The organism is Bacillus sp. M13(2017) (assembly GCF_002218325.1).
In the GTDB taxonomy this organism is placed as follows: Bacteria; Bacillota; Bacilli; order Bacillales; family Bacillaceae_G; genus Bacillus_A; species Bacillus_A thuringiensis_K.
The window spans coordinates 228,957-252,232 of the sequence record NZ_KZ268504.1; the positions used below are offsets into that span (position 1 = coordinate 228,957).

Below are 23,276 nucleotides of genomic sequence, written 5' to 3' on the forward strand. Positions count from 1 at the left end.
AGGATGAGAAAGATTATTAGCGTTTTAGTTATTTTCTTTATGACGGGAAGTATCTTTGCTGGGGGAGCTGTTCATGCGAAAGCAGAAGGAAAGCATGAATGGAATACGAATAAGCTTTTAAATATTGCACATCGCGGAGCAAGTGGACATGCACCTGAGCATACTTTTGCTTCTTATAATTTAGTGAAAAAAATGAAAGCGGATTATTTAGAGTTAGATATTCAATTAACAAAGGATGGCCAATTAATTGCAATGCATGATACAGCAGTTGATCGCACTACAAATGGAACAGGCGAAGTACGCGATAAAACGTTAAGCGAAATAAAGAGTTTAGATGCTGGATCATGGTTTAATAAAGCGTATCCAGAAAAGGCTAAGCAAGAGTATGTTGGGCAAAAGGTTCCAACTCTTGAAGAAATCTTCCAAAAGTATGGAAGAAGTATGAAGTATTATATTGAAACAAAATCACCAGATGTGTATCCAGGAATGGAAGAGAAATTGTTGGCGTTGTTACAAAAATATAATTTAGTAGGCCAAAACATGTCTTCTAGCCGTGTTATGATTCAATCATTTAGTAAAGATAGTTTGAAAAAGATTCATAGTATGAATGAAAATATTCCGTTAGTTCAATTGCTTTGGTATTATCCAAATGAAAACAATGAAATTGTTGAATGGTCTGGCATTACACATGAACCGAAAAGTGTAACGAATGATGATTTTCAAGAAATTAAAAAGTATGCAGCTGGTATTGGACCAAACTTACGTAATGATAACGGAGAACTAATTATTGATGAGTCATATATGAAAATGGCTAGGAAAAATGAACTGTTAATTCACCCTTATACAATTAATGAGAAACCAGATATGAGACTGTTAATCAAATGGGGTGCTACAGGAATGTTTACAAATTATCCGGATCGATTACATAGTGTATTGAAGGAAAAATAAGTGGAAAAGGGTATACCAGTGTTTTAGGTATACCCTTTTTAATCTAACTCCCCGATAAACGTAATCTCTTTTTGATAGCATTCATCTGCATCATAAATAATTTCTTGAAAGTGAAGCGTTTTGAAGGAATGATAAACTGAAATTTCCCATGTCTCCCAAAAATCAATTTCATTTGAAAGAAGAATCCATTTTTGAAATTCACTATCTCTATTAAAGAAATTATGAAAGTAGTCCTCATTTTTAAATATAATGATTTGCGAATCCCACAAATTATTTATAGAAATCAAAACAACAACTCGATATGTATGTGTATCGCTCGGTTTCATATTTATTAAATGATTTGCTTGATTTAATAAGGTTTGAATACATAACCGTTTTACTTTTCTAGGTGTTTTACGAGAGTCAATAAAAGCTTGCGAAACTGGCAATAGCATATTCCAATATTCATCGTTATAGAAAGTAGAAGGGAACGTTTTTGTATGTTCCTCAATTCGCTTTATCACAGTGTTTGTTTTTCGTTTCATACCACGTATTTTCTTTTCACGCATTGTGAGTCATCTCCATAAATTTTTGTAATGCAGCAGAGTGATATATATCTTTTCTAGTAATAAAAGTAGTAGGAACTTTTTTGAAGCTATTTGGTAAAGGGTTGAATGATATGTCATGTTGATGACCATTTAAAATAGACTTCATCATAATTGCTATGCCCATACCTGATTTTACACATGCGAGTATCGCTTCAATTGTTCCAAACTCTAATACTCGCTTAGGTGAAATTCCTTCTTCTTGAAGCCAATCTTCTAATAAATTTCTATAATAGCACCCGTGACTAAATGCAAGTAAATTCATGTCTCCTATGTCTTTAAAGGAAGATAAAGGCTTTTTGCTAATGAGAACTATTTCTTCTTCACGAAATATATTTGTATGAAGTTCGGCATGCTGAGTAGAGCCAGCTATAAACGCTCCGTCCAGTTTTCGTTCTAGTACAAGCCTAATCAATTGTTCCGTCGTATTTGATTCTAAAATCAATTCGATTTTTGGATATTTTTCATAATAGGCCGTTAATATAGATGGAAGTCTTACAGCGGTTGTAGATTCTGTACATCCAATTTTTAAAGTGCCTCTTGGTTCGATCCCATTACTTTGAACTGCTTTAACAGATTGATCCATTAAGTGGATAATTTGTTTGGCGTATGTTAATAAAATCTCACCGTTAGAAGTTAAAGTTACACCTTTTCCGTTTCGGTAAAATAAAGGCACACCTAATTCGTTTTCTAGTTGTTTCATACGCATTGTTACGCCAGACTGTACATAGTTTAAATTTTTAGCTGCGTGAGATATGTTTTCTTCTTTCGCAACTTCGTAAAATACAGTTAAATCTTTTATATCCAAGTATCATCCCTCCAGAAAAGGTATCATTTTTTTTGATGGATCACATGATAAATCTTTATTTTATATGATATCAGAACTTTCATACAATGGAAGGGGGTGGAGGGATTATTGTGTTAATGGAAGAAAGGGTGAATAGTACTTATAAGTGGGTTATGTTAATTTTTGCGACGGTTGCTCAAACAACAGCGACACTTATAACGTATGGTGTTGGAGCGTTTGCTTTATTTTGGAAAGAAGAATATGCACTTACGAATACGGAGATTGGATTGTTAGTAAGTGTTGTAAATATAGGACCGCTATTTTGTATGCTTTTTGTCGGGCGGCTACTTGATCAATACAATGAAAAGTTGTTAATTTCGATAAGTTCATTTTTACTAGGAGGTTCGTTTTTACTGACTAATATGGTCAATGGATTTAATGGGTTACTTTTTGTACTTTTATTAGTAGGAACGTTTTATAGTGTTTCGCAGCCAGGAGGAAGTAAGGTGATAATGAAGTGGTTCTCAAAAGAAAATCGCGGGTTAGCGATGGGGATTAGACAAGCCGGTATACCGATTGGTGGTACATTAGCGGGAGTATTGATCCCGTTTCTTACAATAAAATATAATATGGCCTATGCGGTAAATAGTATTGCATGCATTTGTATAATTGGAGGGCTTTTATTTTTTATATTTTATAAGGAACCATATACTCAAGAGAAAGTTAAACAAGAACGTAGTAAACTTTCTTTTTGGATGCAGTTAAAAGAAGTGATGTGTAAAAAAGAGTTGTATGCAATTTATATAACTGGCATTTGTATGATTTCATTGCAAATGGTTCTAGTTGCACACTTTATAAAATTTTTAGTATTGGAACAATCAATCACGCCAATTTTAGCTGGAAAAGTATTTTCCGTTATGTTCTTTTCTGGAATGGTTGGTAGGGTTATATTAGCAGCTACTAGTGATTTATTTTATAAGGGGAATAGGCGTACCCTCTTATTTATAACTGTTTGTATTTCTATTTTCTTCATTCTAATATTAGTAATGAGCATACATACAATAACGAATGTATTGTATGGTGTAAGTGCATTGTTAGGGTTCTTTTCAATTGGATGGTTTAGTCTTTTTATAACTGAAGTTGCAGAATCAGCAAGTGAAGAATCGGTAGGGATGACAGTGAGTTTTGCACTTACATTAAATCAAATTGCCATTATTGCTGCGCCTGCTTTATTTGGTTATATTGTAGATAAGAAGGGATATACGTATGCGTGGTTATGCATAGTTGTATTACTAACTATTTCAGCGGTCAGCTTATATAGGAAGTATAGAAAATGAAGGAATGTTAGCAATGTAAATTTTTTATGAAGAAAGTCTAAAGAAATGTTGAATGACCGACATTTCTTTTTTTATTTGTTGTATAATCAAAATGTAAATGAGATTCATTTTCAATTTCGTTCATTGCCTCTTTTGAAATTACCTGTAATTTTAGCCATAATTAGCTGTTTTTCATTATCGTTATTTGCATGATTTATTTTATTTAAAAGTTTTTCAGCATCATTTCCTTTTAATATCATAATCTGTTTTCTGTAATATTAAATTAATACCATGTTATTTTTTATTATCCGATAATGAAACACCTTATCATCTAAACGATTGCGTTTATCGGTGTTTTTCATATTACATCTCCATTCTTTTTAGTATGTAACAAATGTTACAAAAGAATTTGAAATTATAGTGTAATGCATCCGATTGTATGTTGGAAATTTTGCAAGAAAGAAATACAATAGAGAGTAGTCAAAATTGAAAATGAGAAAAAGGAATCTAGTTTTAACAGAGTGAATATTAAATAATATTATAATATACTTGATAATTAAAAGATAGAATGGATATACGTTAAGTGAAACTAGATAAAAGAGGGTTCCTAGTATGTTAAAGAAATGGTTAATCATTTTCTTTATTTTTGCTGTTTTTTGTGGAAGTGTTGTTACACTAATACATGCAAATAAAGGAAAAAAATATGATGCAAAGGCATTTTCTAATGTAAATAGTAAGCAAAAAGATGTTAAGCAGGAAGTTGATGCGAATGAGAAAAAGCGTTATGAAATTGCAGCTGGAAAATTAGATCAGTATTTAAAAGATAAAGGATTTAATGGGAGTGTTCTTGTAGCAAGTAAAGATCATGTCATTTTACGAAAAGGCTACGGTTATGCGAATGTGAAAGATCAAGTATTAACAACGCCAAGAACGAAATATCGCATTGGTTCTATTACGAAAACAGTTGTTGCAATATCTATTATGCAATTAAAAGAAAAAGGGAAGTTGAACATTGAAGACAATGTAAATAAATATATCCCATCGTTTCCAGCAGATAAAAACATTACGTTACGAAACTTGTTAACACATACGTCTGGATTACCAGAACAGGGACAAGGTAGTGTTGACGCAGCATCACGGTTAAAATTAGTAACGTGGATTGGGGCACAAACGTTACAATTTCCAGCAGGGACAGGATGGAAATATACAGATTATAATTATATGGTGCTTGCATATATTGTAGAAAAAATATCGAATAAACCACTTGCTGAATATGTGAAAGAAAATATTTTGACTCCTGTTGAAATGCATGAATCTGGAATGGGCGCAACACTTCCAGAGGATATTTTCTTAGCAGAAGGGTATACGAAAAAAGATAATAAGTTAATAGCCACGCCTCGCTTAAAAATGAACTGGCTGTATGGTTGTGGTGAAATGTATACGACTGTTGAAGATATGAAAAAGTTAGATGAAGCTATTATGGATGGTAAACTACTTTCTAAACAAAGTGTATCAGAAATGTTTTCTGCATCACCTGCAAGAAAATATGGATTTAGTTTCTATATTTACCCAGATTATTATCATAACCACGGTGTATTAGCTGGCTGGAACACTTTTAATAATTTTAACTGGGATAAACGAACGTTTGTCATATTATTTTCTAACGTCCAAAATGGTATGAATGATGCATTTAATCAAGAATTTAGGAAAATGGCGAATGATTTAATAGAAGGAAAGGGAATATAAAAAAGAGCCTCTAGCGAGAGGCTCTTTTTTATAGAGCTGAAAACTCCTCAACAAGTTGAGTGAATTGTTTCAATGCACTTTCAATCGGTTCTCGCGTTGTTAAATCGACGCCAGCTTTTTTCAATAAGTTTAATGGGTAGTCTGAACTTCCGCCTTTAAGGAATTCAATATAATTTTTCTGAGCATTCGGATCACCACGTAATAGTTTATCAGCGATTTGAATGGCAGATGCGAATCCAGTTGCATATTTGTATACGTAAAACGGGCGGTAGAAATGAGGGATTCTAGCCCATCCGTATTTTACTTCTTCATCAAATACAAGTGAATCACCGTTATATTCTTTAAATAGCTTTTCATAAATTTCACTGAAGACTTGGGCATTTAATGGTTTACCTTGCTCAGCCATTTCATGTGTGATTTTTTCAAATTCTGCAAACATGATTTGTGTAAAGAAAGTACCTTTAAATTTCTCAATAAAATGGTTAACTAAATGGTTACGCACGTTCGTTTCTTTTGCTTCTTTTAATAAATAGTGAATTAATAACACTTCATTTACTGTAGAAGCGACTTCTGCGACAAAGATAGAATAATGTGCAGAAATTCTTGGTTGGTATCCATGTGAATAGTGCGTATGCATACCGTGCCCGCATTCATGAGTAAGAGTGAACAGGCTGTTTAAATCATCGTGATGATTTAAAAGAATGAAAGGATGAACACCGTATACACCAAAGTTATAAGCACCAGAACGTTTTCCTGGTGTTTCTCTTACGTCTATATATCGTTTATCTTTAAAACTTTTTAATGTCTCAATATATTCTTCTCCTAAAGGAGCTAGTGATGCAATCATAATGTCAAATGCTTCACTATATGGAATGTCTTGTTTTGCACCCTCTACTAAATCGACGCCTAGGTCGTATTGTCTTAGTTCATCTACGTTTAATTTTTCTTTTCGAATTTCATTGTATGTATGTAATGTTTGAATGTTTTTTTTCGTTGTATCAATTAGGTTTTCATATACTTCTTTCGGAACCATATCGCCAAATAATGATTTCTCTAACGCCGATGGATAGTGTCTTAGCTTCGAAACAGTAACATTATTTTTAATAGCAGCGGATAAAGTAGATGCGATGGAATTCTTTAACTGAACATATGGTTTGTAATATGCTTTATAAGCTTCTTTACGCTTTTCACGATTCGTATCTTCTATTAATTTTGCATACATTCCGCGTGTTAAGTTCACTTTCTCTCCATCGTCAGTCGTCACTTCACCAAATAATATATCTGCATTATTCAACATACCAAATGTGTGCTGTGGAGAGGAAAGAGCTTCACCCATTTGTGATAAAATTTCTTCTTGGTCCTTATTCAATACGTGTTTTTTATAACGATATAATTCAAACAAGTCTTCTTTATAATATTGTAAGCCTTCTGTTTCTTCTATGTAAGAATGTAATGTGTTTTCGTCTATGCTAAGTAAGAAGGGGGAAAAGAAAGATTTAGCTGCACTTACTTTCACGTGTAATTGTGATACTTTATCGACAAGAGATTGCGCGTCAGTATCGCGTGTATCAAGGTCAGATTGTAATCGTGCATAAGCGAACATTAAAGATATTATGCTAGAAATTTCTTCACTCTTCGTTAAATAAGCTAATAAACTATTGCCATCGTGAATATTTCCATTAAACTCGTGTAATTCCTTCGTTAATACTTCAATTTTATGAAAATCACTTTCCCAATCTTCAATTGTATGGTAAATGTCTGTTAAATCCCATTTTTCTATATCAGCTACTTGTAATCGATCTTTAAGTTCTGTCATAATCATTTCCTTTCTAAACATGTAGTTATATTTCTATATAACTATGAAATACAACAAATTGCAAAAAATCCCTGCTGAAAATTGAAAAGCCCTGCTAAAATAACAAGGCTTACTTACTTATAGTGTAATTCCGAATTTTGAATGTAAAAGGTTTGTATATTGCATGTCTGTAACGGTTTCTTTCGTTTTTTTACCATTTTTCGCTACTGTAAGGCTATCCTTCGTTAAAGAGGCATGCCCATCTTCAGTTAGTTTTACAATGAGAGGTACTTTATTAAAGGGTGATCCTTCATGTTCAACGATAATTTTTTGTGCTGTATTTGCTTTTTCTTCATCCACTTCTTCTATATAAAATGCATAGCCTAACGTCCAATCATCAGCAGAAGATTGATCCAAGAACTCATTGTTTTTCCGCATCTCTAAAATGTAGTTTCCCTTTTCGGTCATTTCTTTACGAATACGATAATCTCCTGTAACAGAGTGAATGACTTCACCTGAGAAAGGGACAGGGGCAAGAGGTAAGTATGATCCAAATCCTACTTCAATTAAATAAAGTTCATTATGATGTGTTAAAACGGTTGCGATATGGCCAGAATCAACAGCCCATATGGAGTTTGCAGCGTTATAAACTGTTCCTGAAACGAGATGAACATCGAATCCTGAATCTTTCAGGAAGTAATACATAGTAGGATTGAGTTCATAACAAAGACCGCCACGGTTATTTACTAAAATTTTCTCCTTCAAATTTTCTTTTGATATTTCTGTAAAATTCTTTTCGAGAATATTTAAGTTTTCAAAAGGAACAGTTTGTGCCATTGCGTACATAATGTTAGATAAATCTTCAAATAAAACTGTGTCTTTTTCTTCTATATGTAATCTTGAAAAAAAATGTTTTTGAAAGTCGGTCATAGAAATCCCTCCATTATGCTTATATAGGTAAATTGTAAACAATCTTAGATGGGATGTGAAATTAAAACTACGCTGAATATTTGAAATTAGACTAAAAATAATATGGGAGAGTGAGAGATTGCTACTTTACTAACGGTGGGACGAATATTATAATAATTCTGATAAACTATGCAAACGCTTTCTTAGAAGGGGATGGTGTACAGATGTTTAAAAGAATAACAATAGTCGGATTGTCAGTTTTTATGTTTTTACCTAGTATATATGAGGGGAGTAAAGCATATGCAGACACAGTTAACAATGGAACGTTAATGCAGTATTTTGAGTGGTATGCTCCGAATGATGGGAATCATTGGAATCGTTTGCGTACTGATGCTGAAAATTTAGCGGAAAAAGGAATTACATCTGTTTGGATACCACCTGCATATAAAGGAACTACGCAAAATGACGTAGGATATGGAGCATATGATTTATATGATCTGGGGGAATTCAATCAAAAGGGCACAGTGCGGACGAAATATGGGACGAAAGCACAATTGAAATCTGCAATTGACGCTTTACATAAGAAAAACATCGATGTATACGGTGATGTAGTTATGAATCATAAAGGTGGGGCTGATTATACAGAAACTGTCACAGCAGTTGAGGTAGACCCGAGCAATCGGAATATTGAAGTATCAGGTGATTATGAAATTAGTGCGTGGACGGGATTTAACTTTCCAGGGCGTGGAGATTCTTATTCTAATTTCAAATGGAAATGGTATCATTTTGACGGAACGGATTGGGATGAAGGAAGGAAATTAAGCCGAATTTATAAATTTAGGGGCATAGGTAAAGCATGGGACTGGGAAGTGTCTAGCGAGAATGGGAATTATGATTATTTGATGTATGCGGATCTTGATTTTGATCATCCAGATGTTGCGAATGAAATGAAAAAATGGGGAACGTGGTATGCGAATGAATTAAATTTAGATGGTTTTCGTTTAGATGCTGTTAAACATATTGATCATGAATATTTGCGCGATTGGGTAAATCACGTTAGACAGCAAACAGGGAAAGAAATGTTTACAGTAGCTGAATATTGGCAAAATGATATCCAGACTTTAAATAATTATTTAGCGAAGGTTAATTATAATCAATCTGTGTTCGATGCACCACTTCATTATAATTTTCATTATGCTTCAACAGGAAATGGAAATTATGATATGAGAAATATTTTAAAAGGAACAGTAGTTGCGAATCATCCTACACTTGCGGTTACTCTAGTTGAAAATCATGATTCACAGCCTGGTCAGTCATTGGAATCTGTAGTGAGCCCTTGGTTCAAGCCGCTGGCATATGCATTTATTTTAACGCGTGCAGAGGGGTATCCTTCTGTTTTCTATGGTGATTACTATGGTACAAAAGGAAATAGTAACTATGAAATTCCAGCGTTAAAGGACAAAATTGATCCGATTTTGACGGCACGAAAAAACTTTGCATATGGTACGCAGCGTGATTATTTTGACCATCCAGATGTGATTGGCTGGACAAGAGAAGGTGATAGTGTACATGCTAATTCTGGTTTAGCAACATTAATCTCTGATGGACCAGGAGGGGCAAAGTGGATGGATGTTGGAAAGAATAACGCAGGGGAAGTATGGTACGATATTACGGGTAATCAAACAAATACTGTAACAATTAATAAGGATGGGTGGGGGCAGTTCCAAGTAAGTGGAGGATCAGTTTCCATATATGTTCAACAGTAATTTTGTGATGAAAAAGAAGAGGTAGACTGAAATATAAGTTTTCCTCTTCTTTTTATATTGTTATCATTCTTAAATTTTTATTTTCATAAACGAATTAGTCGACTTTTAAAACAACGAGAGATGCGTTGGAATAAATAATATCACCTGTGGCTTCTCTTATTCGTACTCGAAGAACATCCCCTTGATTTAAAGATAGTAAATCAGTTCTGGCAGATGTTGATCTTACCCCAGAACCACCACTAACTCGCGTTTCAATTGCGAATTGGATGGAATCGTTTATTGTAAGATTTAATATACTAGACGATATAGCTTGTATTACAAATACAATTGAAAAGGATACAGAGTACACGCCAGTGGTATCAATTGTAATAGAATTATTTAATGGATTTAGAGTAGTTCCATTAGCAGGTCCTGGGATTGTAAAATTAACATTTGTATTAACTACTGCTGAAAAACCGATTCCTACTTCAGAAGTTATTGTTCCAAATACGGGAAGAATCCCTAAACCAGTAACCCCAGTGGGACCAGTTATTCCAATTCCGGTAGGGCCAGTAACCCCAGTGGGACCAGTTATTCCAATTCCGGTAGGGCCAGTAACCCCAGTGGGGCCAGTTATTCCAATTCCGGTAGGACCAGTAACCCCGGTGGGACCAGTTATTCCGATTCCGGTAGGACCAGTAACCCCAGTGGGACCAGTTATTCCAATTCCGGTAAAACCTGTCGCACCGGTAGGGCCTGTGATTCCAGTAGGTCCAGTAGGGAAAGTAAATGGTGGAATTGATGGTAGTGTGGGACCGATTAAATTTGGTTCCAGAGCAGGTCCATGTAAAATATTATATTCTTCATTCATATAGTAACCTCCTATCATTGCTTGTCATAATTATTAAATGTATTAGGGGAAGGAAATGACATTCGCAATAGCGGAGGCGCTTCTTATAATTTCTCCTCAGCGAATATAGGTCTAATTTAAGAAATATTGAAGTGTAGAGTTGCGTACTACTGAAGTATGGCACCTTTACTTCTCACGTAACATATAGTATGATGATTTCAATAAATTAGATTTCAATGACTATAATATAACTTAATGAGAGGTGCTTTTTGTGAGTGCGGTAGGTATTAAATAGGAAAAATTTAATGAAATAAATCGGATAAGACCAGGGGATTTTTATGTACATCATACCCCTAATTTTGTCATGCATTTATTTCAAAACCTATGAAGATACCTACAATACTTTATAAAGCGTGTAATAAGGGACTGCCATCTATTTTTTATGGCTTATTTCCTCATATGTTATTACACATGCCTTGTAAATGTAAAAGCTGCGGTATCCCCGCAGCTTTTTTGTATATGTTTTTATTGTATAATTATGGAATTTTATATATGGCTCATTGGAATCTAATGAGTAGGTATCTTCATTTATGATAAAAATCAATCATAGTGAGGAGAAACAAAATGAATACGATGACTTTTGAAAAGTTACAATATAACGAATTAAAGGATATAGTGAAATCTTATTGTGTAAGTGGATTAGGTAAGGAATTATTAAACAAATTAGAGCCTAGTACGAGTATAAAAGTAGTGAGAAATCGCTTGAATGAAACGACAGAAGCACGAGCTATATTAGATGCAGAAGGGCATGTTCCTTTCTTCGGCATTTCTAATATTGCTAGTACAATTCAAAAATTAGAAAAAGGGATGATTTTAGATCCAGAAGAATTAGTCAGTGTTTCAGACTTTTTACGCGGATGTAGAAAGATTAAAAAGTTTATGTTAGATAAAGAATTTTTTGCACCAGTATTAGCTTCTTATGCAAATTCAATGACTGAATATAAAAGTATTGAAGAGGAAATTAACTTTTCAATTAAAGGAAATAGTATTGATGCAGCTGCAAGTAAAGAGTTAAAACGAATTCGAAATAATATCGATTCTGTAGATGGGAAAATAAAAGAATGTTTAACGAAGTTTTTAAATAGTAGTTCAAATAAGAAATTCATTCAGGAATTCTTTATTAGTAAAAAGGATGACCGTTATACGATTCCAATTAAATCTTCCTATAAAAACCAAGTTGCCGGAAGTATTATTGAAGCCTCGGCAAAAGGTTCTACTGTATTTATAGAACCACATACGGTTACGAAATTGAATGCAGAACTAGCAGGTTTGAAAGCAGAAGAAGCGGTTGAAGAATATCAAATTTTAGCGACTTTATCAGGAATGGTGTTAGAAAACATTTATAGTATAAAGATTAACATGGAGCTAATTAGTCAGTATGATATGGTATTTGCAAAAGCGAAGTTTAGTAAATCAATCAATGGAATAGAGCCGAAGTTAAATGATCATGGCTACATTCATTTAGTGAATTGTAAGCATCCGCTTTTAACAGGGCAAGTTGTACCCTTAAATTTTAAAATTGGTCAAGAGTATCGTAGTTTAATTATTACAGGGCCGAATGCGGGCGGAAAGACAATTGTGTTAAAAACGATTGGATTGTTAACATTAGCTACAATGTCAGGTCTTCATATTGCAGGAGATAAAGGTACAGAAATCGCTATTTTTGAAAATGTATTTGTAGATATTGGTGATAATCAAAGTATCGAAAACGCACTAAGTACATTTTCATCTCATATGAAAAATCTTTCTGAGATTATGAGCATGTCAAATAATAATACGTTACTTTTATTTGATGAAATAGGAAGCGGTACAGAACCGAATGAAGGTGCAGCACTTGCAATATCAATTTTAGAAGAGTTTTACCTTATGGGATGTATTACCGTTGCGAGTACGCATTACGGAGAAATTAAACGATTCTCAGAAATGCACGATGACTTTATGAATGCAGCGATGCAGTTTAATAGTGAAACGTTAGAGCCCCTTTATAAATTAGTTATCGGAAAATCAGGAGAAAGTAATGCACTTTGGATTGCGAATAAAATGAGCGTAAAAGAACATGTGCTGAAAAGAGCGAAAGAGTACATGGGAAATAAAGAGTACGCTTTAGAAAAAGTGAATGAAAGTAAAATTAGAAAACCGAAATTTGTACAAGAAAAAAGAGAATTTCATTATGAGTATAAAATCGGCGATCGTGTGAATTTATTAGATTATGATGATTTTGGTATTATCTATAAGGAAAAAGATAATTTTTATAACGTTGTTGTATATTATAACGGTGAATTTGTTGAAGTGAATATAAAACGTATTACGTTAGAGGTAGCAGCAAAGGAATTATACCCAGAGGGATATGATTTAAATACACTATTTGTCGATTATAAAGAAAGAAAAATGCAACACGATATTGAGCGCGGATCGAAAAAAGCGCTTCGTAAAATCCAAAAAGAAATAAGAAAGAATAGAGGATAATATAGAATGGTAACGATTAGACAAGAGCAAAAAAACGATTATAGAAAAACAGAAGAAGTGGTACAACAAGCATTTTTACATGAAGAATTTAGTGATAAAACAGAACATGCACTTGTAAAACGTATTAGAGAATGTGACGCGTTTGTTCCGGAGTTATCAATTGTTGCGGTAGATGAAGATATAGTTGGTCACATTATGTTATCGAAAATTACAATAGAACAAGGTGGAACTTCTGTAGAATCGTTAGCACTTGCACCAGTTTCAGTTGTTAGGGACCATCAGAAGAAAGGAATTGGTGGAAAACTGATTACGGTTGCTTTAGAAAAAGCGAAAGAACTTGGATACGGATCAGTTGTAGTGTTAGGACATCCAGGGTACTATCCGAAATTTGGCTTTAAGAAAGCAAGTGAGTGGAATATAAAAGCACCATTTGAAGTGCCAGATGAAGTGTTTATGGTGATTGAGCTAAGCGAGAACGCTCTGCAAGGTGTAGAAGGAGTTGTGCAATATTCGAGTGCTTTTGCTGAGTAAGAGTATCGGTTGAAAATATAATCATAAAAGATGCTATCTTTTTGTAGGGATATACAGAAAGATAGCTTTTTTTATTAAGTAAATCTACTTACGTATATTTTGCTCAATGAATAATTAAGGTGGTAAAATTGATATAGAAATGTAAAGGGAGAGAATTGAATGAAGAATCGAGAAACAGATAGCAATGAGAATGTAGTTACGTTATATGTTACAAGGCACGGTAAAACAATATTAAATACGAACCATCGCGCGCAAGGTTGGGCAGACTCTCCGTTAGTAGAAAAAGGTGTGGAAGTTGCCTCTAATTTAGGAACGGGATTAAAAGATGTTCATTTTGCGAATGCATATAGTAGTGATAGCGGCCGAGCGATTGAAACTGCTAATTTAGTATTAAAATATAGTGAGCAAACAAAGTTAAAACTTAAGAAAAGAAAAAATTTACGAGAATTAAATTTTGGTATTTTTGAAGGTGAAAAACTTGAAAACATGTGGGATGCGGTTGGAAAAGCAGCGGGCGTTGCATCACCAGAAGAACTTATGAAGTTTTCTATTCAAGAAGTGATTAATCTTATTAGAGCAGCGGACTCTACGAAACAGGCGGAAGATTGGGAATTATTTTCTACTCGTATAAAAGCAGAGATTGATAAAATTAGTGAAGAATCTGCTGCAAATGGTGGCGGTAACGTTTTAGTTGTCGTTCATGGGCTTTTGATTACTACCTTAATAGAAATGTTAGACAGTAGCAAAACAAAACTTGGAGTAGAAAATGCTAGTGTGACGAAGATTGTATATAAAGACGGAACATACACTGTCGAGTCGGTTGGAGATATGAGCTATGTTGCAAAAGGGAAAGAAAGTGTGGAAATATAAAAATAAGGAAAGGAAGGTAGAGAAATCTAGCTTCCTTTTTTTATTGGAATAATTATGGGATTAATAAAATCTTCCCTGTGCTTTTTCTGTTCTCTAATAATTCATGAGCACGGGCACCATCTTGTAAAGAGAAGGTAGTAGGACTTGCGATCTTTAATTTTTCGGTCGTAATCCATTCGAATAATTGAGAGGAGCGTTCTTTTCTCTCTTCATAAGATGTAAGCACGTTCCAAAGGTCTCCGCCAGTTAATGTTTTTGAAGTATCCATAAGCATACGTGGATCAACGGGCGCAGGATTACCACCGGCCATTCCGTAAAATACGACAGTGCCACCAGTTTTAGTAGCGTTAAAACTTTCCTCTAGCGTAGAACCTACTGATTCATATACAACATTTACTCCATCACCGTTTGTTATTTCAAGTACTTTCACAGGCCATGCTACCTTATATAAAAATACGTGATCAGCACCAGCTAATGTAGCTATTTGTGCTTTTTCTTTTGATGACGTGAGGCCGATTACTTTTCCGCCTAGTAGTTTAATTATTTGGATAAGAAGTTGCCCAACACCTCCAGCAGCAGCGTGTACTAAAGCTATATCACCTTGTTTTATTTGATAGCTATCTTTCGTTAAATAATGTGCTGTTAATCCTTGTAATAAGACAGAAGCGGCTGTTTTAAAAGAGATAGAATCTGGAAGCTTAATTGCTTTCTTCGATGGAACGGCAACTAGTTCTGCATTTGCAAATGGAACGTCAGCAAATGCAATACGATCTCCAGGATTAATATTCGTAACGTCAGCTCCTACTTTTTCAACAATGCCAGCCCCTTCATAACCTAATATAAAAGGCGGGGTACCAGCGAGATGATAATCGCCGCGGCGTCTATAAATATCAGCAAAGTTTAATCCAATTGCTTTCGTACGGATAAGAATTTCATTTGGGTTTATAATTGGGTCATGTATTTCTTTATATTGTAGTACATCTGGATTTCCAAACTGTTCGAAACAAAGTGCTTTCATATGGAATACCTCCATTTATATTGTTTGTCGATGCTCTTTATCATACAATACAAATATCGATAGGCAAAGAGGGTTATTTCGATGAAATCAATCGGAAATTACGATTGAAAAGAGGGATGATAAATGGAGATAAAACAATTAATTACATTTAAAATAGCCGCGGACACTTTGAACTTTACACAAACTGCGAAGAAATTAAACTTTGCTCAATCGAGCGTAACAGCGCAAATTAAAACGTTAGAAGCTGAGCTAGGTACGCCGTTATTTGAAAGATTAGGAAAACGCCTTTTCTTAACTGAAGCAGGTAGGAAGTTTCAACTATATGCCGACAAGATGATTGCACTCAGTAACGAAGCGAAAATGGCTGTGAAAGATGATGAGGAAATAGCAGGGACGTTAATAATCGGTGCGCAAGAGAGTCAATGTACATATAGACTTCCTTCTATATTAAAGAGGTTTAAAGCACAATTTCCTCAAATCAAGCTTATATTTAAACCAGCGCATTCCAATAAAGATGCGAAGGAACAATTGATGGAGGGAAAAGTCGATCTTGTATTTATTTTGGACGAATGTAAAACAGAAGATACTTTACATGTGGAGCCGCTTATGAAAGAAGAATTAAAAATAGTAGCTGCTTCAGGGCATCATTTACTCGAGAAAGCTTCCATTTCTACAAAAAATTTAGAAAGTGAGACGTTGTTGCTAACAGAGCTAGGATGCTCGTACCGGACTTTATTTGAAGAGCTATTTCGTACAGAAGGTGTGTATCCAGCAAATAAAATTGAGTTCGTTAGTGTCGAAGCAATTAAACAATGTGTTATTGCAGATTTAGGAATAGCTGTGTTACCAGCAATAGTAGTAGAAAAAGATATACGAGAGGGGACGATAAAAGAGTTACATTTAGAAAATGAAATCTCACCGATTTATACACAAATTGCTTGGCATAAAGATAAATGGATGACAGCGCCACTGCAGCAATTTATTGATGTGACTAGGGAGTTTTTTACAACAGATTAAGTGGAGAAATATTTATTTTATATAAAAGAAAAAATGGCAATTTTGTATAAAGAACCGATGCTTGCATGTAACAAGTATCGGTTCTTTTATGTTTTAAATAAAGAATGCTAAAACATGTGTATTTCTCAACTTTTTTTCTTAGACGGATACGTAAATTTCTTCGTATATTCCAATAATCATAAGGAAATTTACAACGTTTAGTCGTTTCTGTAAGATGCCTCTAGGAAGCATGAAAGGAGGGGCGTACATAGGGGATAGATTGTCTTTATTATACGTACTTATTTTGAGGGAGGAAATTGAAAATGTTTAAAAAGTTAATGAAAGTATGTGTATTAAGTGTAGCGAGTGTAGGGCTATTATTTAGTTTCCAAGGAAGTACATTTGCTGCTACTGATTTAAGTAGTTACTATGACGGGAAAAATCCAGCAACAACGAAAGTATACGGAGGTAGTACAACGTGTGATGCAGATGGATTTAATGCAAAGTCTACAGCTGTGTACGAAGGGAGTAAAAAAGTAGGGACAGTGTATTTACGTTACAGCAATAAATGTCATGCAGCTTGGGCTAAGTTTGTTTTAGATCAACCAGCACCAGCTGTTGCGGGAGGAGTGTATGCGTACGCTGTTGTGAATAAATACAAAAATGGTGTATTCCAAAAATCAGTCACTTCCAATCAGGGGAACGGGACAATAAAAACAGGTCAAACGAGCACGTATACAGGAATGGTATTTGATTTAACTGCTGATTTCGGATACACAGCAGATGCTGAAGCGGTTACTTTTAATAACGGTTATGGAAAAACTGGACGCTATTAAGAAGGAGTGGAATGCTTTGAAACTTTTAAAAAAGCTAAGTGCATGTTTTTGTCTGTCCTTGCTCGTTTTAACTAGTATGTTTAGTACGACTGGTAATGATAAAGCGTATGCAGAAGACCATTCATATGATGGGAAAAGTCCTTATTATAATAGCTGTGATCAATCCGCAGTAACGAAAGAAAAGAAGTGGATTGATTCAAATTCTTATGTAGAATTAAAATTTAGCACAACGTGTAAGACAGCATGGGCAAAAGTTACTGTAACTCGTGCAGCAGTATATAATAACGAAGCTGATGCAAGGATTGTTAGAAAAACAGATGGAAAGGCATACACTTGCGGGAGTGCTGGAGGAAATGGTGTTGTGAATAAAGGGCAAACATCATGCTATACGCCAATGGTATATGATTTAGATCCAAGAAAGGCACAAGCGCAGGGGAAACATGCCATTCCGAATAGTGATGCATATAATTATGCTGAGACTATTTGGTATTGATGGGGATATGGAGATTGTAAGATAGAATATTTTAAGAGCATGTTTTGATTGGATTTCAAAACATGCTCGTTTTTGTTTGAATGCGAATGATCCAAGCCAGTATCGATAGCAATCGGCTACATAAATATGAGTCTTTATAATGCTACCGCTTCCGAAATTAGGAACTGTGCTATGTAATTTTTCTACTGGGATTTCTTCCAAAAATGAAAATAGAGTTTCTCTTGTAGAGCTAATAAGATTATATTGCTGTTTTAAAATATGTAACATGCAAGTACACTCCTCTTTTATTTACATAGTAAGTAATTCTATATTTACGAGGAGTGAACCTTTTTATTATTTTTAATAAGCATATTAGATGTATTTCTTATTTGTTTCTGATAGATTAAACAAGGTGAAACTTTAATAAATTGAACATTCTTAGTTCATAATAAATGGTACATGAAGAAGGAGAACGATCAAATGAATAGACTAGTTGGCTTAAAACAATTTGAAATAACGCGTGGAGAATTGCTTAAATTTATGGAGACGTTAGACGATAAAACTGTAGATACACAGCCAGAGGGTTTTAACAATACAATTCGCTGGCATATCGGTCATGTATTAACGGCAGCAGAAGTTTTCATGTTTGGAAAAGAATTTACACAATTACCAACTGAATATCCAGGTATGTTTGGGTATGGATCAAGACCGTCTAAATGGAAAACAGAAGGACCATCATTAGACGTGTTAATGGCTCAATTAAAAGAACAAGCAAAACGTATTAACGAAATTCCAGCAGAAGCATTTGAAAATAAACTGCCAGAGCCGTTCTTAGGACTAGAAACAGTTGGTGAGCTTTACGGTATGATGCTTTATCATGAAGCTGATCATATTGGGCAAATGAAGGCGATGGAACGTATTATTAAAGTTCTTTAGTTCTTAATTGCATATAACAAGCAATACAGGTGTAATGTTAAATAATATATACAAAAAAGGTAGATAAATTATTATCTACCTTTTTTGTATAACTTCTTGAAGGATTAGAGAATTTTATAATTTTTTATGTTGTGATTATTAATTATAGTATTCCTAAATATGGAATATACGTATAATAATAGAGAAGAACTAGAAATAGGGGTGAATACTATGATTACATTAGAACAAAAGTTGGAGCAATATAAACATACATATGTACAGTTAAAGGGAGAACTAAAATGGAAAACGAGTGATTCTCGAACAGGAATGATGATTGCTGCTATGTATGCAGGTAGTGATAAATTGTTTGATCTCGGACGTTTTTTAGAAATTAGTAGTTATATTAAGAATGAGGTAGGGATGTTTTCATACTTAAAGTCTTATCATCGTTTTGTAGTGGCCGCAACATTAGATATTCACTTTACAGATTACAAGGAAGCTTTTCGCACGTTTTTAGATTTATATGAACAATTGGTCACTGGTGGCTTTAGCCGGAGTATATTTACTTATCTCGCAGCAGCTGTGCTTTTAACAGAAGAAAATGAACAGCATGGCGCGCACATTCAGCGTTCGATGCAAGTATATAAACGCATGAAAAAGGATCACCTCTTTCTTACAAGTACAAATGATTATCCGCTCGCGGTTTTATTAGCAGGACAATCAGAGAATGTAGAAACACTTATGGACCGAGTGGAACGTCTTTATCAGAAACTAGCGACAGCTGGTTTACGTAAAGGGAATGATCTTCAATTTTTGAGTCATATTCTTTCATTAAAGAAGGATGTCAGGGAAGAACTATTAGTTGCAAAATGCACAAATATATGGAATTTGTTAAAGCAAGAAAAGGTAAAAGTAAAACAGATGCATTACCCAGCTATCGGGCTACTAGCGTTACTCGAGGACGGAGAAAAAGAGATTCATTCTATTCGAGCATTTATTGAAAAATTGCAGGGGGATAAATTGTTCCGTTGGCATACAGATACAAATATTCTTATTGCTATTCAACTGTTCGTAAGTCAGAAAGGTGAGGAAAGTAAAGCTACTAACACAGGTTTACAAACAATGATAGAAGTCCTCATACAAGCACAACAGGCAGCCATGATGGCAACGATTGCCGCTTCATCTGTAGCAACATCTTCTGCTAGTAGCAGTTCATAATGTGTAATTGCTTATACTCTTGTAAATTATAACTCCCTTGATAAGGACGGTTTAAAAAATATTACTAAAAACAATTAGCTCATCACTCTCTAATGAGTGATGGGAACTGTTTTTACATAATCAGCATTATCTTTTTGATTCCTTCAAATGTTTGAGCTGCGTGACAATCATAATGCTAATAACAACGAGTAAAAACCATGAACTAATTTTGCTTAAGTGAACGAGACTCCATGCTTCCCGTTGATTTGGATATTGCCATGCTCCGAAAAATGTTGCGATGTTCTCTGCAATCCAAATGAAAAATCCGATAAGGAAAAAGGAGAGAACGAGTGGCATTTTATATGTAACGCCTTGTAATGAAAATTGTACAAATGTGCGAGAGAAAACGATGAATAGAAGTAAAGTTAAGAACCATCTAAAATCGTATAGAAAATGATGCGTGAAAAAATTGAAGTAAATCATTGCTCCTAATGGCACGATAAAAATAGCTTTCGGCCAATAATGCATTTGTAAATGCAACCTCCTCCACGCTTGGCATATGTAACTGGCGACACTTGCATACATAAAACCACTGTAAAGCGGAACTCCAAAAATCTTTGAATACGCCTCTTCAGGATAAATCCACGAACCGAAATGTACCTTATATATTTCTAGTAGAAGGCCAATGAGGTGGAAGACAGTAATTACTTTTAGCTCGTCTTTTGTTTCAAGTCCAGTTTTGTACATAATCCACTGCATAAGAAGACATACGATGAGTATAAAATCATAGCGGTATAACCCTGGGATAGAAATGATTTTTGATAGGGCTAGTGTTAAGAAAATAACGACTGGGAATAAACAAGATAATGCTTGCTCGTAAGTGAAATGTAATAGTTGTTTTATATAGAACATTGTGTCTCCTTTATTTTTGTTAGAAAACTCAAAATAATGACTAAGTATACTACAATTTAAAAAATAAACCAGTAGTCTATTTTGCATGTATTTGTAAGTTTTAGAGGGGAATTGTAATAAGTATTTTAATATATAACAAAGTAAAAAATAGTTTGCTATTTAAAAAAAGTGGGGATATAATATCTAAATGAAAATGATAATTATTATCAATATTAATTATAAATAAAAAATAATTATAAAAAACAACTGAATATAAAGGATGAAATGAAACATGTTACATAAGTCTACTATACGTGCTGGCAATAACCGCTGGATACATATTAAGTTCATATGTTTTATGAACTTAACAATTATATGTTTAATTGGATCTATATTTTTGGCCGTCGCATTTGGTGCAAAGGATATTCATTTGCAAACGGTGTGGACAGCGGTTTTTGATTACAATCCGAAATTAACGCAGCACCAAATTATTTATGAATTAAGGCTCCCGAGAGTAATTGGAGCAGCAGTTGTAGGGGCAGCTTTTGCGGTCGCTGGAGCGGTTATGCAAGGAGTAACACGAAATCCTTTAGCTGATGCAGGTGTACTTGGCATAAATGCAGGAGCGATGTTTGTAGTAGCACTTAGTTTTGCTTTTTTTCCGCATATGCCGTATTCCTATTTAATGATTGTTTCCTTTATTGGAGCAGTCTTAAGTGCAGTACTTATTTTTGTTATTGGATCAGCAACATCAGGTGGGTTAACACCAATGAGGTTAACGATTGCTGGAGCTGTTATGGCAGCGCTTTTACATTCATTAAGTTCAGGTGTTGCGATTTATTATGATTTAAGCCAAGATTTAGCGTTTTGGTATGCTGGTGGTGTTGCAGGGGTTAAGTGGGAACACTTGAAATTTTTAGTCCCTATTATTCTTATAACGATTATTTTTGCAATAGTGTTAGGGAGATCTATTTCACTCATATCAATGGGGGATGATGTTGCTACAAATTTAGGAGTGAAAACGAACCGAACGAGAATACTAGGGATGATTATAGTAGTTATTCTAGCAGGTGTTTCTGTTTCAGCTGTTGGTTCTATTGGATTTGTAGGACTAGTTATCCCCCACATTGCTAGAAAATTAGTTGGTGTGAATTATAGACTCATTATTCCTATGTCAGCGTTATTAGGAGCTATGTTATTAGTTTTAGCTGATTTAGGGGCAAGAACAGTAAACCCTCCTAAAGAACTTGCGATAGGAATTATGGTAGCTCTTGTTGGAGTTCCGTTCTTCCTCTATATAGCACGTAAAGTTGGGAGGGAGCTATAAGTGAAGGGTCTTATTAACACAGATAAAAAAAGAGCCATTACTGTAACTACAATTTTTGGTTGTATTAGTATCGCTGTCATTTTACTTAGCTTAAATACAGGGACACTTAGCATTGCACCGCTCAAAGTAATTCAAACGCTTTTCGGTTATGGTGATTTTGAAAGTGCAACCGTGCTATACGATTATCGTATGCCAAGAATTATAATCACAATGTTAGCCGGTATTGGCCTTGGGATTTCCGGTGCGATTTTGCAAGGATTATCCCGTAATGCACTTGCAGACCCTGGTATTCTTGGACTGCATTCAGGTGCATCTTTCGGGCTAATTATATTCGTTACATTCTTTCATTCTATTAATGAAAGTGCATCTATTTTAATACCGTTATTTACATTTGGCGGAGGAGTATTAGCTGCATTTCTTATTATTTTACTTGCGAGTGATCGGTCAAATGGTTTACTTCCCATTAGACTTATTCTCGTTGGTATTGCAGTTTCAGCTGGTTTTAGTGCAATTTCGTTATTTTTCTCTCTCAAGTTAAATGATGAGACGTATACATTCGCTTCTAGATGGCTAGTTGGTAACGTGTGGGGAAGGGATTGGATTCATGTCCTTGCATTATTACCTTGGATTTTCATACTAACCCCTTATGCGTGGCTAAAATCTAAAACGTTAAATGCATTGTCACTAGGTGATAGTGTAGCGGCAGGACTTGGTGTTTCTGTTCAAAAAGAACGGTTATTACTTTTAGCTACAGCGGTTGGATTATCTTGCGCAAGTGTATCGATGGCAGGAGGGATTGGTTTTATCGGTTTAGTTGCTCCGCATATCGCAAGGAAGTTAGTAGGTACTACATATCAACACTTTCTTCCTTTAGCTAGCATTATCGGAATGATTATTTTAGTGCTAGCAGATACGATAGGTCGTTCTATATTTGAGCCAAACTCTATTCCAGCTGGTGTAGTAGTGGCGGCATTAGGAGCACCGTATTTTCTTTATTTACTTACAAAAACAAAATAA

General features: G+C 34.6%; 22 protein-coding genes and 1 pseudogene. 14 read left to right on the forward strand and 9 right to left on the reverse strand.

What is annotated here, in order from left to right; genetic code table 11:
- Window positions 1–3 precede the first annotated feature (3 nt).
- Window positions 4–948, forward strand: a complete 945-nt coding sequence (locus CGQ22_RS14575; RefSeq protein WP_089148886.1) for a glycerophosphodiester phosphodiesterase — start codon at window positions 4–6, stop codon at window positions 946–948.
- 38 nt (window positions 949–986) lie between these two features.
- Here the strand turns inward: CGQ22_RS14575 and CGQ22_RS14580 are convergent, their stop codons facing one another.
- Window positions 987–1,496: a DUF3916 domain-containing protein gene (locus tag CGQ22_RS14580; RefSeq protein ID WP_001208346.1), complete on the reverse strand. Its 510-nt coding sequence runs from the start codon at window positions 1,494–1,496 to the stop codon at window positions 987–989.
- A complete protein-coding gene (locus CGQ22_RS14585) occupies window positions 1,489–2,340 on the reverse strand; it encodes a LysR family transcriptional regulator (protein WP_089148887.1) in 852 nt (283 codons plus the stop codon). Before CGQ22_RS14585 ends, CGQ22_RS14580 begins: the two co-directional genes overlap by 8 nt.
- A gap of 86 nt (window positions 2,341–2,426) precedes the next feature.
- Between CGQ22_RS14585 and CGQ22_RS14590 the strand changes: the two genes are divergently transcribed.
- On the forward strand, window positions 2,427–3,656 hold the full coding sequence (locus CGQ22_RS14590; protein WP_003302165.1) for an MFS transporter: 1,230 nt from the start codon (window positions 2,427–2,429) through the stop codon (window positions 3,654–3,656).
- Window positions 3,657–3,766: 110 nt separating this feature from the next.
- On the opposite strand, the gene CGQ22_RS32745 is transcribed toward CGQ22_RS14590, so the two are convergent.
- Window positions 3,767–3,895, reverse strand: a complete 129-nt coding sequence (locus CGQ22_RS32745) for a hypothetical protein (protein WP_000600991.1) — start codon at window positions 3,893–3,895, stop codon at window positions 3,767–3,769.
- Between the two features lie 352 nt (window positions 3,896–4,247).
- Between CGQ22_RS32745 and CGQ22_RS14600 the strand changes: the two genes are divergently transcribed.
- A complete protein-coding gene (locus CGQ22_RS14600; RefSeq protein ID WP_074593049.1) occupies window positions 4,248–5,381 on the forward strand; it encodes a serine hydrolase domain-containing protein in 1,134 nt (377 codons plus the stop codon).
- Between the two features lie 28 nt (window positions 5,382–5,409).
- Here the strand turns inward: CGQ22_RS14600 and pepF are convergent, their stop codons facing one another.
- Both pepF and CGQ22_RS14610 read right to left on the reverse strand, forming a co-directional pair.
- Window positions 5,410–7,197 carry an oligoendopeptidase F gene (gene pepF, locus CGQ22_RS14605; protein ID WP_000137529.1) on the reverse strand — a complete coding sequence of 596 codons (1,788 nt, stop codon included), beginning with the start codon at window positions 7,195–7,197 and terminating at the stop codon, window positions 5,410–5,412.
- A 117-nt stretch (window positions 7,198–7,314) separates the two neighbouring features.
- Window positions 7,315–8,106, reverse strand: coding sequence for an arylamine N-acetyltransferase family protein (locus CGQ22_RS14610; RefSeq protein ID WP_000129172.1), 792 nt, complete (start codon window positions 8,104–8,106; stop codon window positions 7,315–7,317).
- 203 nt (window positions 8,107–8,309) lie between these two features.
- On the opposite strand from CGQ22_RS14610, the gene amyS reads away from it, so the two are divergent.
- Complete coding sequence (amyS, locus tag CGQ22_RS14615) at window positions 8,310–9,851, forward strand: alpha-amylase (RefSeq protein ID WP_000476396.1); 1,542 nt, start codon at window positions 8,310–8,312, stop codon at window positions 9,849–9,851.
- A gap of 94 nt (window positions 9,852–9,945) precedes the next feature.
- On the opposite strand, the gene CGQ22_RS32690 is transcribed toward amyS, so the two are convergent.
- A complete protein-coding gene (locus tag CGQ22_RS32690; RefSeq protein WP_089148888.1) occupies window positions 9,946–10,701 on the reverse strand; it encodes an exosporium leader peptide-containing protein in 756 nt (251 codons plus the stop codon).
- Between the two features lie 603 nt (window positions 10,702–11,304).
- On the opposite strand from CGQ22_RS32690, the gene CGQ22_RS14625 reads away from it, so the two are divergent.
- From CGQ22_RS14625 to CGQ22_RS14635, 3 genes are all read left to right on the forward strand, one after another.
- On the forward strand, window positions 11,305–13,206 hold the full coding sequence (locus CGQ22_RS14625) for an endonuclease MutS2 (protein ID WP_089148889.1): 1,902 nt from the start codon (window positions 11,305–11,307) through the stop codon (window positions 13,204–13,206).
- 6 nt (window positions 13,207–13,212) lie between these two features.
- Window positions 13,213–13,737, forward strand: coding sequence for a GNAT family N-acetyltransferase (locus CGQ22_RS14630; RefSeq protein WP_000256483.1), 525 nt, complete (start codon window positions 13,213–13,215; stop codon window positions 13,735–13,737).
- A gap of 159 nt (window positions 13,738–13,896) precedes the next feature.
- Window positions 13,897–14,607, forward strand: coding sequence for a histidine phosphatase family protein (locus CGQ22_RS14635; protein ID WP_000797114.1), 711 nt, complete (start codon window positions 13,897–13,899; stop codon window positions 14,605–14,607).
- A gap of 52 nt (window positions 14,608–14,659) precedes the next feature.
- Here the strand turns inward: CGQ22_RS14635 and CGQ22_RS14640 are convergent, their stop codons facing one another.
- Window positions 14,660–15,625: a quinone oxidoreductase family protein gene (locus CGQ22_RS14640; RefSeq protein WP_000645234.1), complete on the reverse strand. Its 966-nt coding sequence runs from the start codon at window positions 15,623–15,625 to the stop codon at window positions 14,660–14,662.
- A 123-nt stretch (window positions 15,626–15,748) separates the two neighbouring features.
- On the opposite strand from CGQ22_RS14640, the gene CGQ22_RS14645 reads away from it, so the two are divergent.
- The 3 genes from CGQ22_RS14645 (at window position 15,749) to CGQ22_RS14655 (ending at window position 17,950) form a co-directional block, all read left to right on the forward strand.
- The gene (locus CGQ22_RS14645) at window positions 15,749–16,642 is read left to right on the forward strand and encodes a LysR family transcriptional regulator (protein WP_000403850.1); all 894 of its coding nucleotides are present in this window, start codon (window positions 15,749–15,751) and stop codon (window positions 16,640–16,642) included.
- A 302-nt stretch (window positions 16,643–16,944) separates the two neighbouring features.
- Complete coding sequence (locus CGQ22_RS14650; RefSeq protein WP_000473745.1) at window positions 16,945–17,457, forward strand: YjfA family protein; 513 nt, start codon at window positions 16,945–16,947, stop codon at window positions 17,455–17,457.
- Between the two features lie 16 nt (window positions 17,458–17,473).
- Window positions 17,474–17,950: a DUF2690 domain-containing protein gene (locus tag CGQ22_RS14655; RefSeq protein ID WP_000771041.1), complete on the forward strand. Its 477-nt coding sequence runs from the start codon at window positions 17,474–17,476 to the stop codon at window positions 17,948–17,950.
- A gap of 45 nt (window positions 17,951–17,995) precedes the next feature.
- Here the strand turns inward: CGQ22_RS14655 and CGQ22_RS32480 are convergent.
- A pseudogene (locus CGQ22_RS32480) lies at window positions 17,996–18,217 on the reverse strand (DinB family protein); the annotation flags it as partial.
- A 171-nt stretch (window positions 18,218–18,388) separates the two neighbouring features.
- Between CGQ22_RS32480 and CGQ22_RS14665 the strand changes: the two are divergent.
- Together CGQ22_RS14665 and CGQ22_RS14670 are read left to right on the forward strand one after the other, a co-directional pair.
- Window positions 18,389–18,865, forward strand: coding sequence for a DinB family protein (locus CGQ22_RS14665; RefSeq protein WP_139032780.1), 477 nt, complete (start codon window positions 18,389–18,391; stop codon window positions 18,863–18,865).
- Window positions 18,866–19,024: 159 nt separating this feature from the next.
- Entirely contained in the window at window positions 19,025–20,062 is a 1,038-nt protein-coding gene (locus CGQ22_RS14670; protein WP_002164117.1) for a DUF4003 domain-containing protein, read from the forward strand.
- A 126-nt stretch (window positions 20,063–20,188) separates the two neighbouring features.
- Here CGQ22_RS14670 and CGQ22_RS14675 read toward each other — a convergent pair whose 3' ends face one another.
- The gene (locus CGQ22_RS14675) at window positions 20,189–20,953 is read right to left on the reverse strand and encodes a DUF817 domain-containing protein (protein WP_000499381.1); all 765 of its coding nucleotides are present in this window, start codon (window positions 20,951–20,953) and stop codon (window positions 20,189–20,191) included.
- 271 nt (window positions 20,954–21,224) lie between these two features.
- Here CGQ22_RS14675 and CGQ22_RS14680 point away from each other — a divergent pair, with 271 nt between their 5' ends.
- Together CGQ22_RS14680 and CGQ22_RS14685 are read left to right on the forward strand one after the other, a co-directional pair.
- Window positions 21,225–22,259 (forward strand): FecCD family ABC transporter permease, encoded by a 1,035-nt coding sequence (locus CGQ22_RS14680; protein WP_089148892.1) that lies wholly within the window; start codon window positions 21,225–21,227, stop codon window positions 22,257–22,259.
- Window positions 22,260–23,276: a FecCD family ABC transporter permease gene (locus tag CGQ22_RS14685; RefSeq protein WP_000677271.1), complete on the forward strand. Its 1,017-nt coding sequence runs from the start codon at window positions 22,260–22,262 to the stop codon at window positions 23,274–23,276.

Excerpts from the sequence above, each read along its gene's own strand:
- CGQ22_RS14575 (WP_089148886.1), top strand. The coding sequence starts at position 4 with ATGAGAAAGATTATTAGCGTTTTAGTTATTTTCTTTATGACGGGAAGT.
- CGQ22_RS14580 (WP_001208346.1), bottom strand. The coding sequence starts at position 1,496 with ATGCGTGAAAAGAAAATACGTGGTATGAAACGAAAAACAAACACTGTG.
- CGQ22_RS14590 (WP_003302165.1), top strand. The coding sequence starts at position 2,427 with ATGGAAGGGGGTGGAGGGATTATTGTGTTAATGGAAGAAAGGGTGAAT.
- CGQ22_RS32745 (WP_000600991.1), bottom strand. The coding sequence starts at position 3,895 with ATGATATTAAAAGGAAATGATGCTGAAAAACTTTTAAATAAAATAAAT.
- CGQ22_RS14600 (WP_074593049.1), top strand. The coding sequence starts at position 4,248 with ATGTTAAAGAAATGGTTAATCATTTTCTTTATTTTTGCTGTTTTTTGT.
- pepF (WP_000137529.1), bottom strand. The coding sequence starts at position 7,197 with ATGACAGAACTTAAAGATCGATTACAAGTAGCTGATATAGAAAAATGG.
- CGQ22_RS14610 (WP_000129172.1), bottom strand. The coding sequence starts at position 8,106 with ATGACCGACTTTCAAAAACATTTTTTTTCAAGATTACATATAGAAGAA.
- amyS (WP_000476396.1), top strand. The coding sequence starts at position 8,310 with ATGTTTAAAAGAATAACAATAGTCGGATTGTCAGTTTTTATGTTTTTA.
- CGQ22_RS32690 (WP_089148888.1), bottom strand. The coding sequence starts at position 10,701 with ATGAATGAAGAATATAATATTTTACATGGACCTGCTCTGGAACCAAAT.
- CGQ22_RS14625 (WP_089148889.1), top strand. The coding sequence starts at position 11,305 with ATGAATACGATGACTTTTGAAAAGTTACAATATAACGAATTAAAGGAT.
- CGQ22_RS14630 (WP_000256483.1), top strand. The coding sequence starts at position 13,213 with ATGGTAACGATTAGACAAGAGCAAAAAAACGATTATAGAAAAACAGAA.
- CGQ22_RS14635 (WP_000797114.1), top strand. The coding sequence starts at position 13,897 with ATGAAGAATCGAGAAACAGATAGCAATGAGAATGTAGTTACGTTATAT.
- CGQ22_RS14640 (WP_000645234.1), bottom strand. The coding sequence starts at position 15,625 with ATGAAAGCACTTTGTTTCGAACAGTTTGGAAATCCAGATGTACTACAA.
- CGQ22_RS14645 (WP_000403850.1), top strand. The coding sequence starts at position 15,749 with ATGGAGATAAAACAATTAATTACATTTAAAATAGCCGCGGACACTTTG.
- CGQ22_RS14650 (WP_000473745.1), top strand. The coding sequence starts at position 16,945 with ATGTTTAAAAAGTTAATGAAAGTATGTGTATTAAGTGTAGCGAGTGTA.
- CGQ22_RS14665 (WP_139032780.1), top strand. The coding sequence starts at position 18,389 with ATGAAGAAGGAGAACGATCAAATGAATAGACTAGTTGGCTTAAAACAA.
- CGQ22_RS14670 (WP_002164117.1), top strand. The coding sequence starts at position 19,025 with ATGGAATATACGTATAATAATAGAGAAGAACTAGAAATAGGGGTGAAT.
- CGQ22_RS14675 (WP_000499381.1), bottom strand. The coding sequence starts at position 20,953 with ATGTTCTATATAAAACAACTATTACATTTCACTTACGAGCAAGCATTA.
- CGQ22_RS14680 (WP_089148892.1), top strand. The coding sequence starts at position 21,225 with ATGTTACATAAGTCTACTATACGTGCTGGCAATAACCGCTGGATACAT.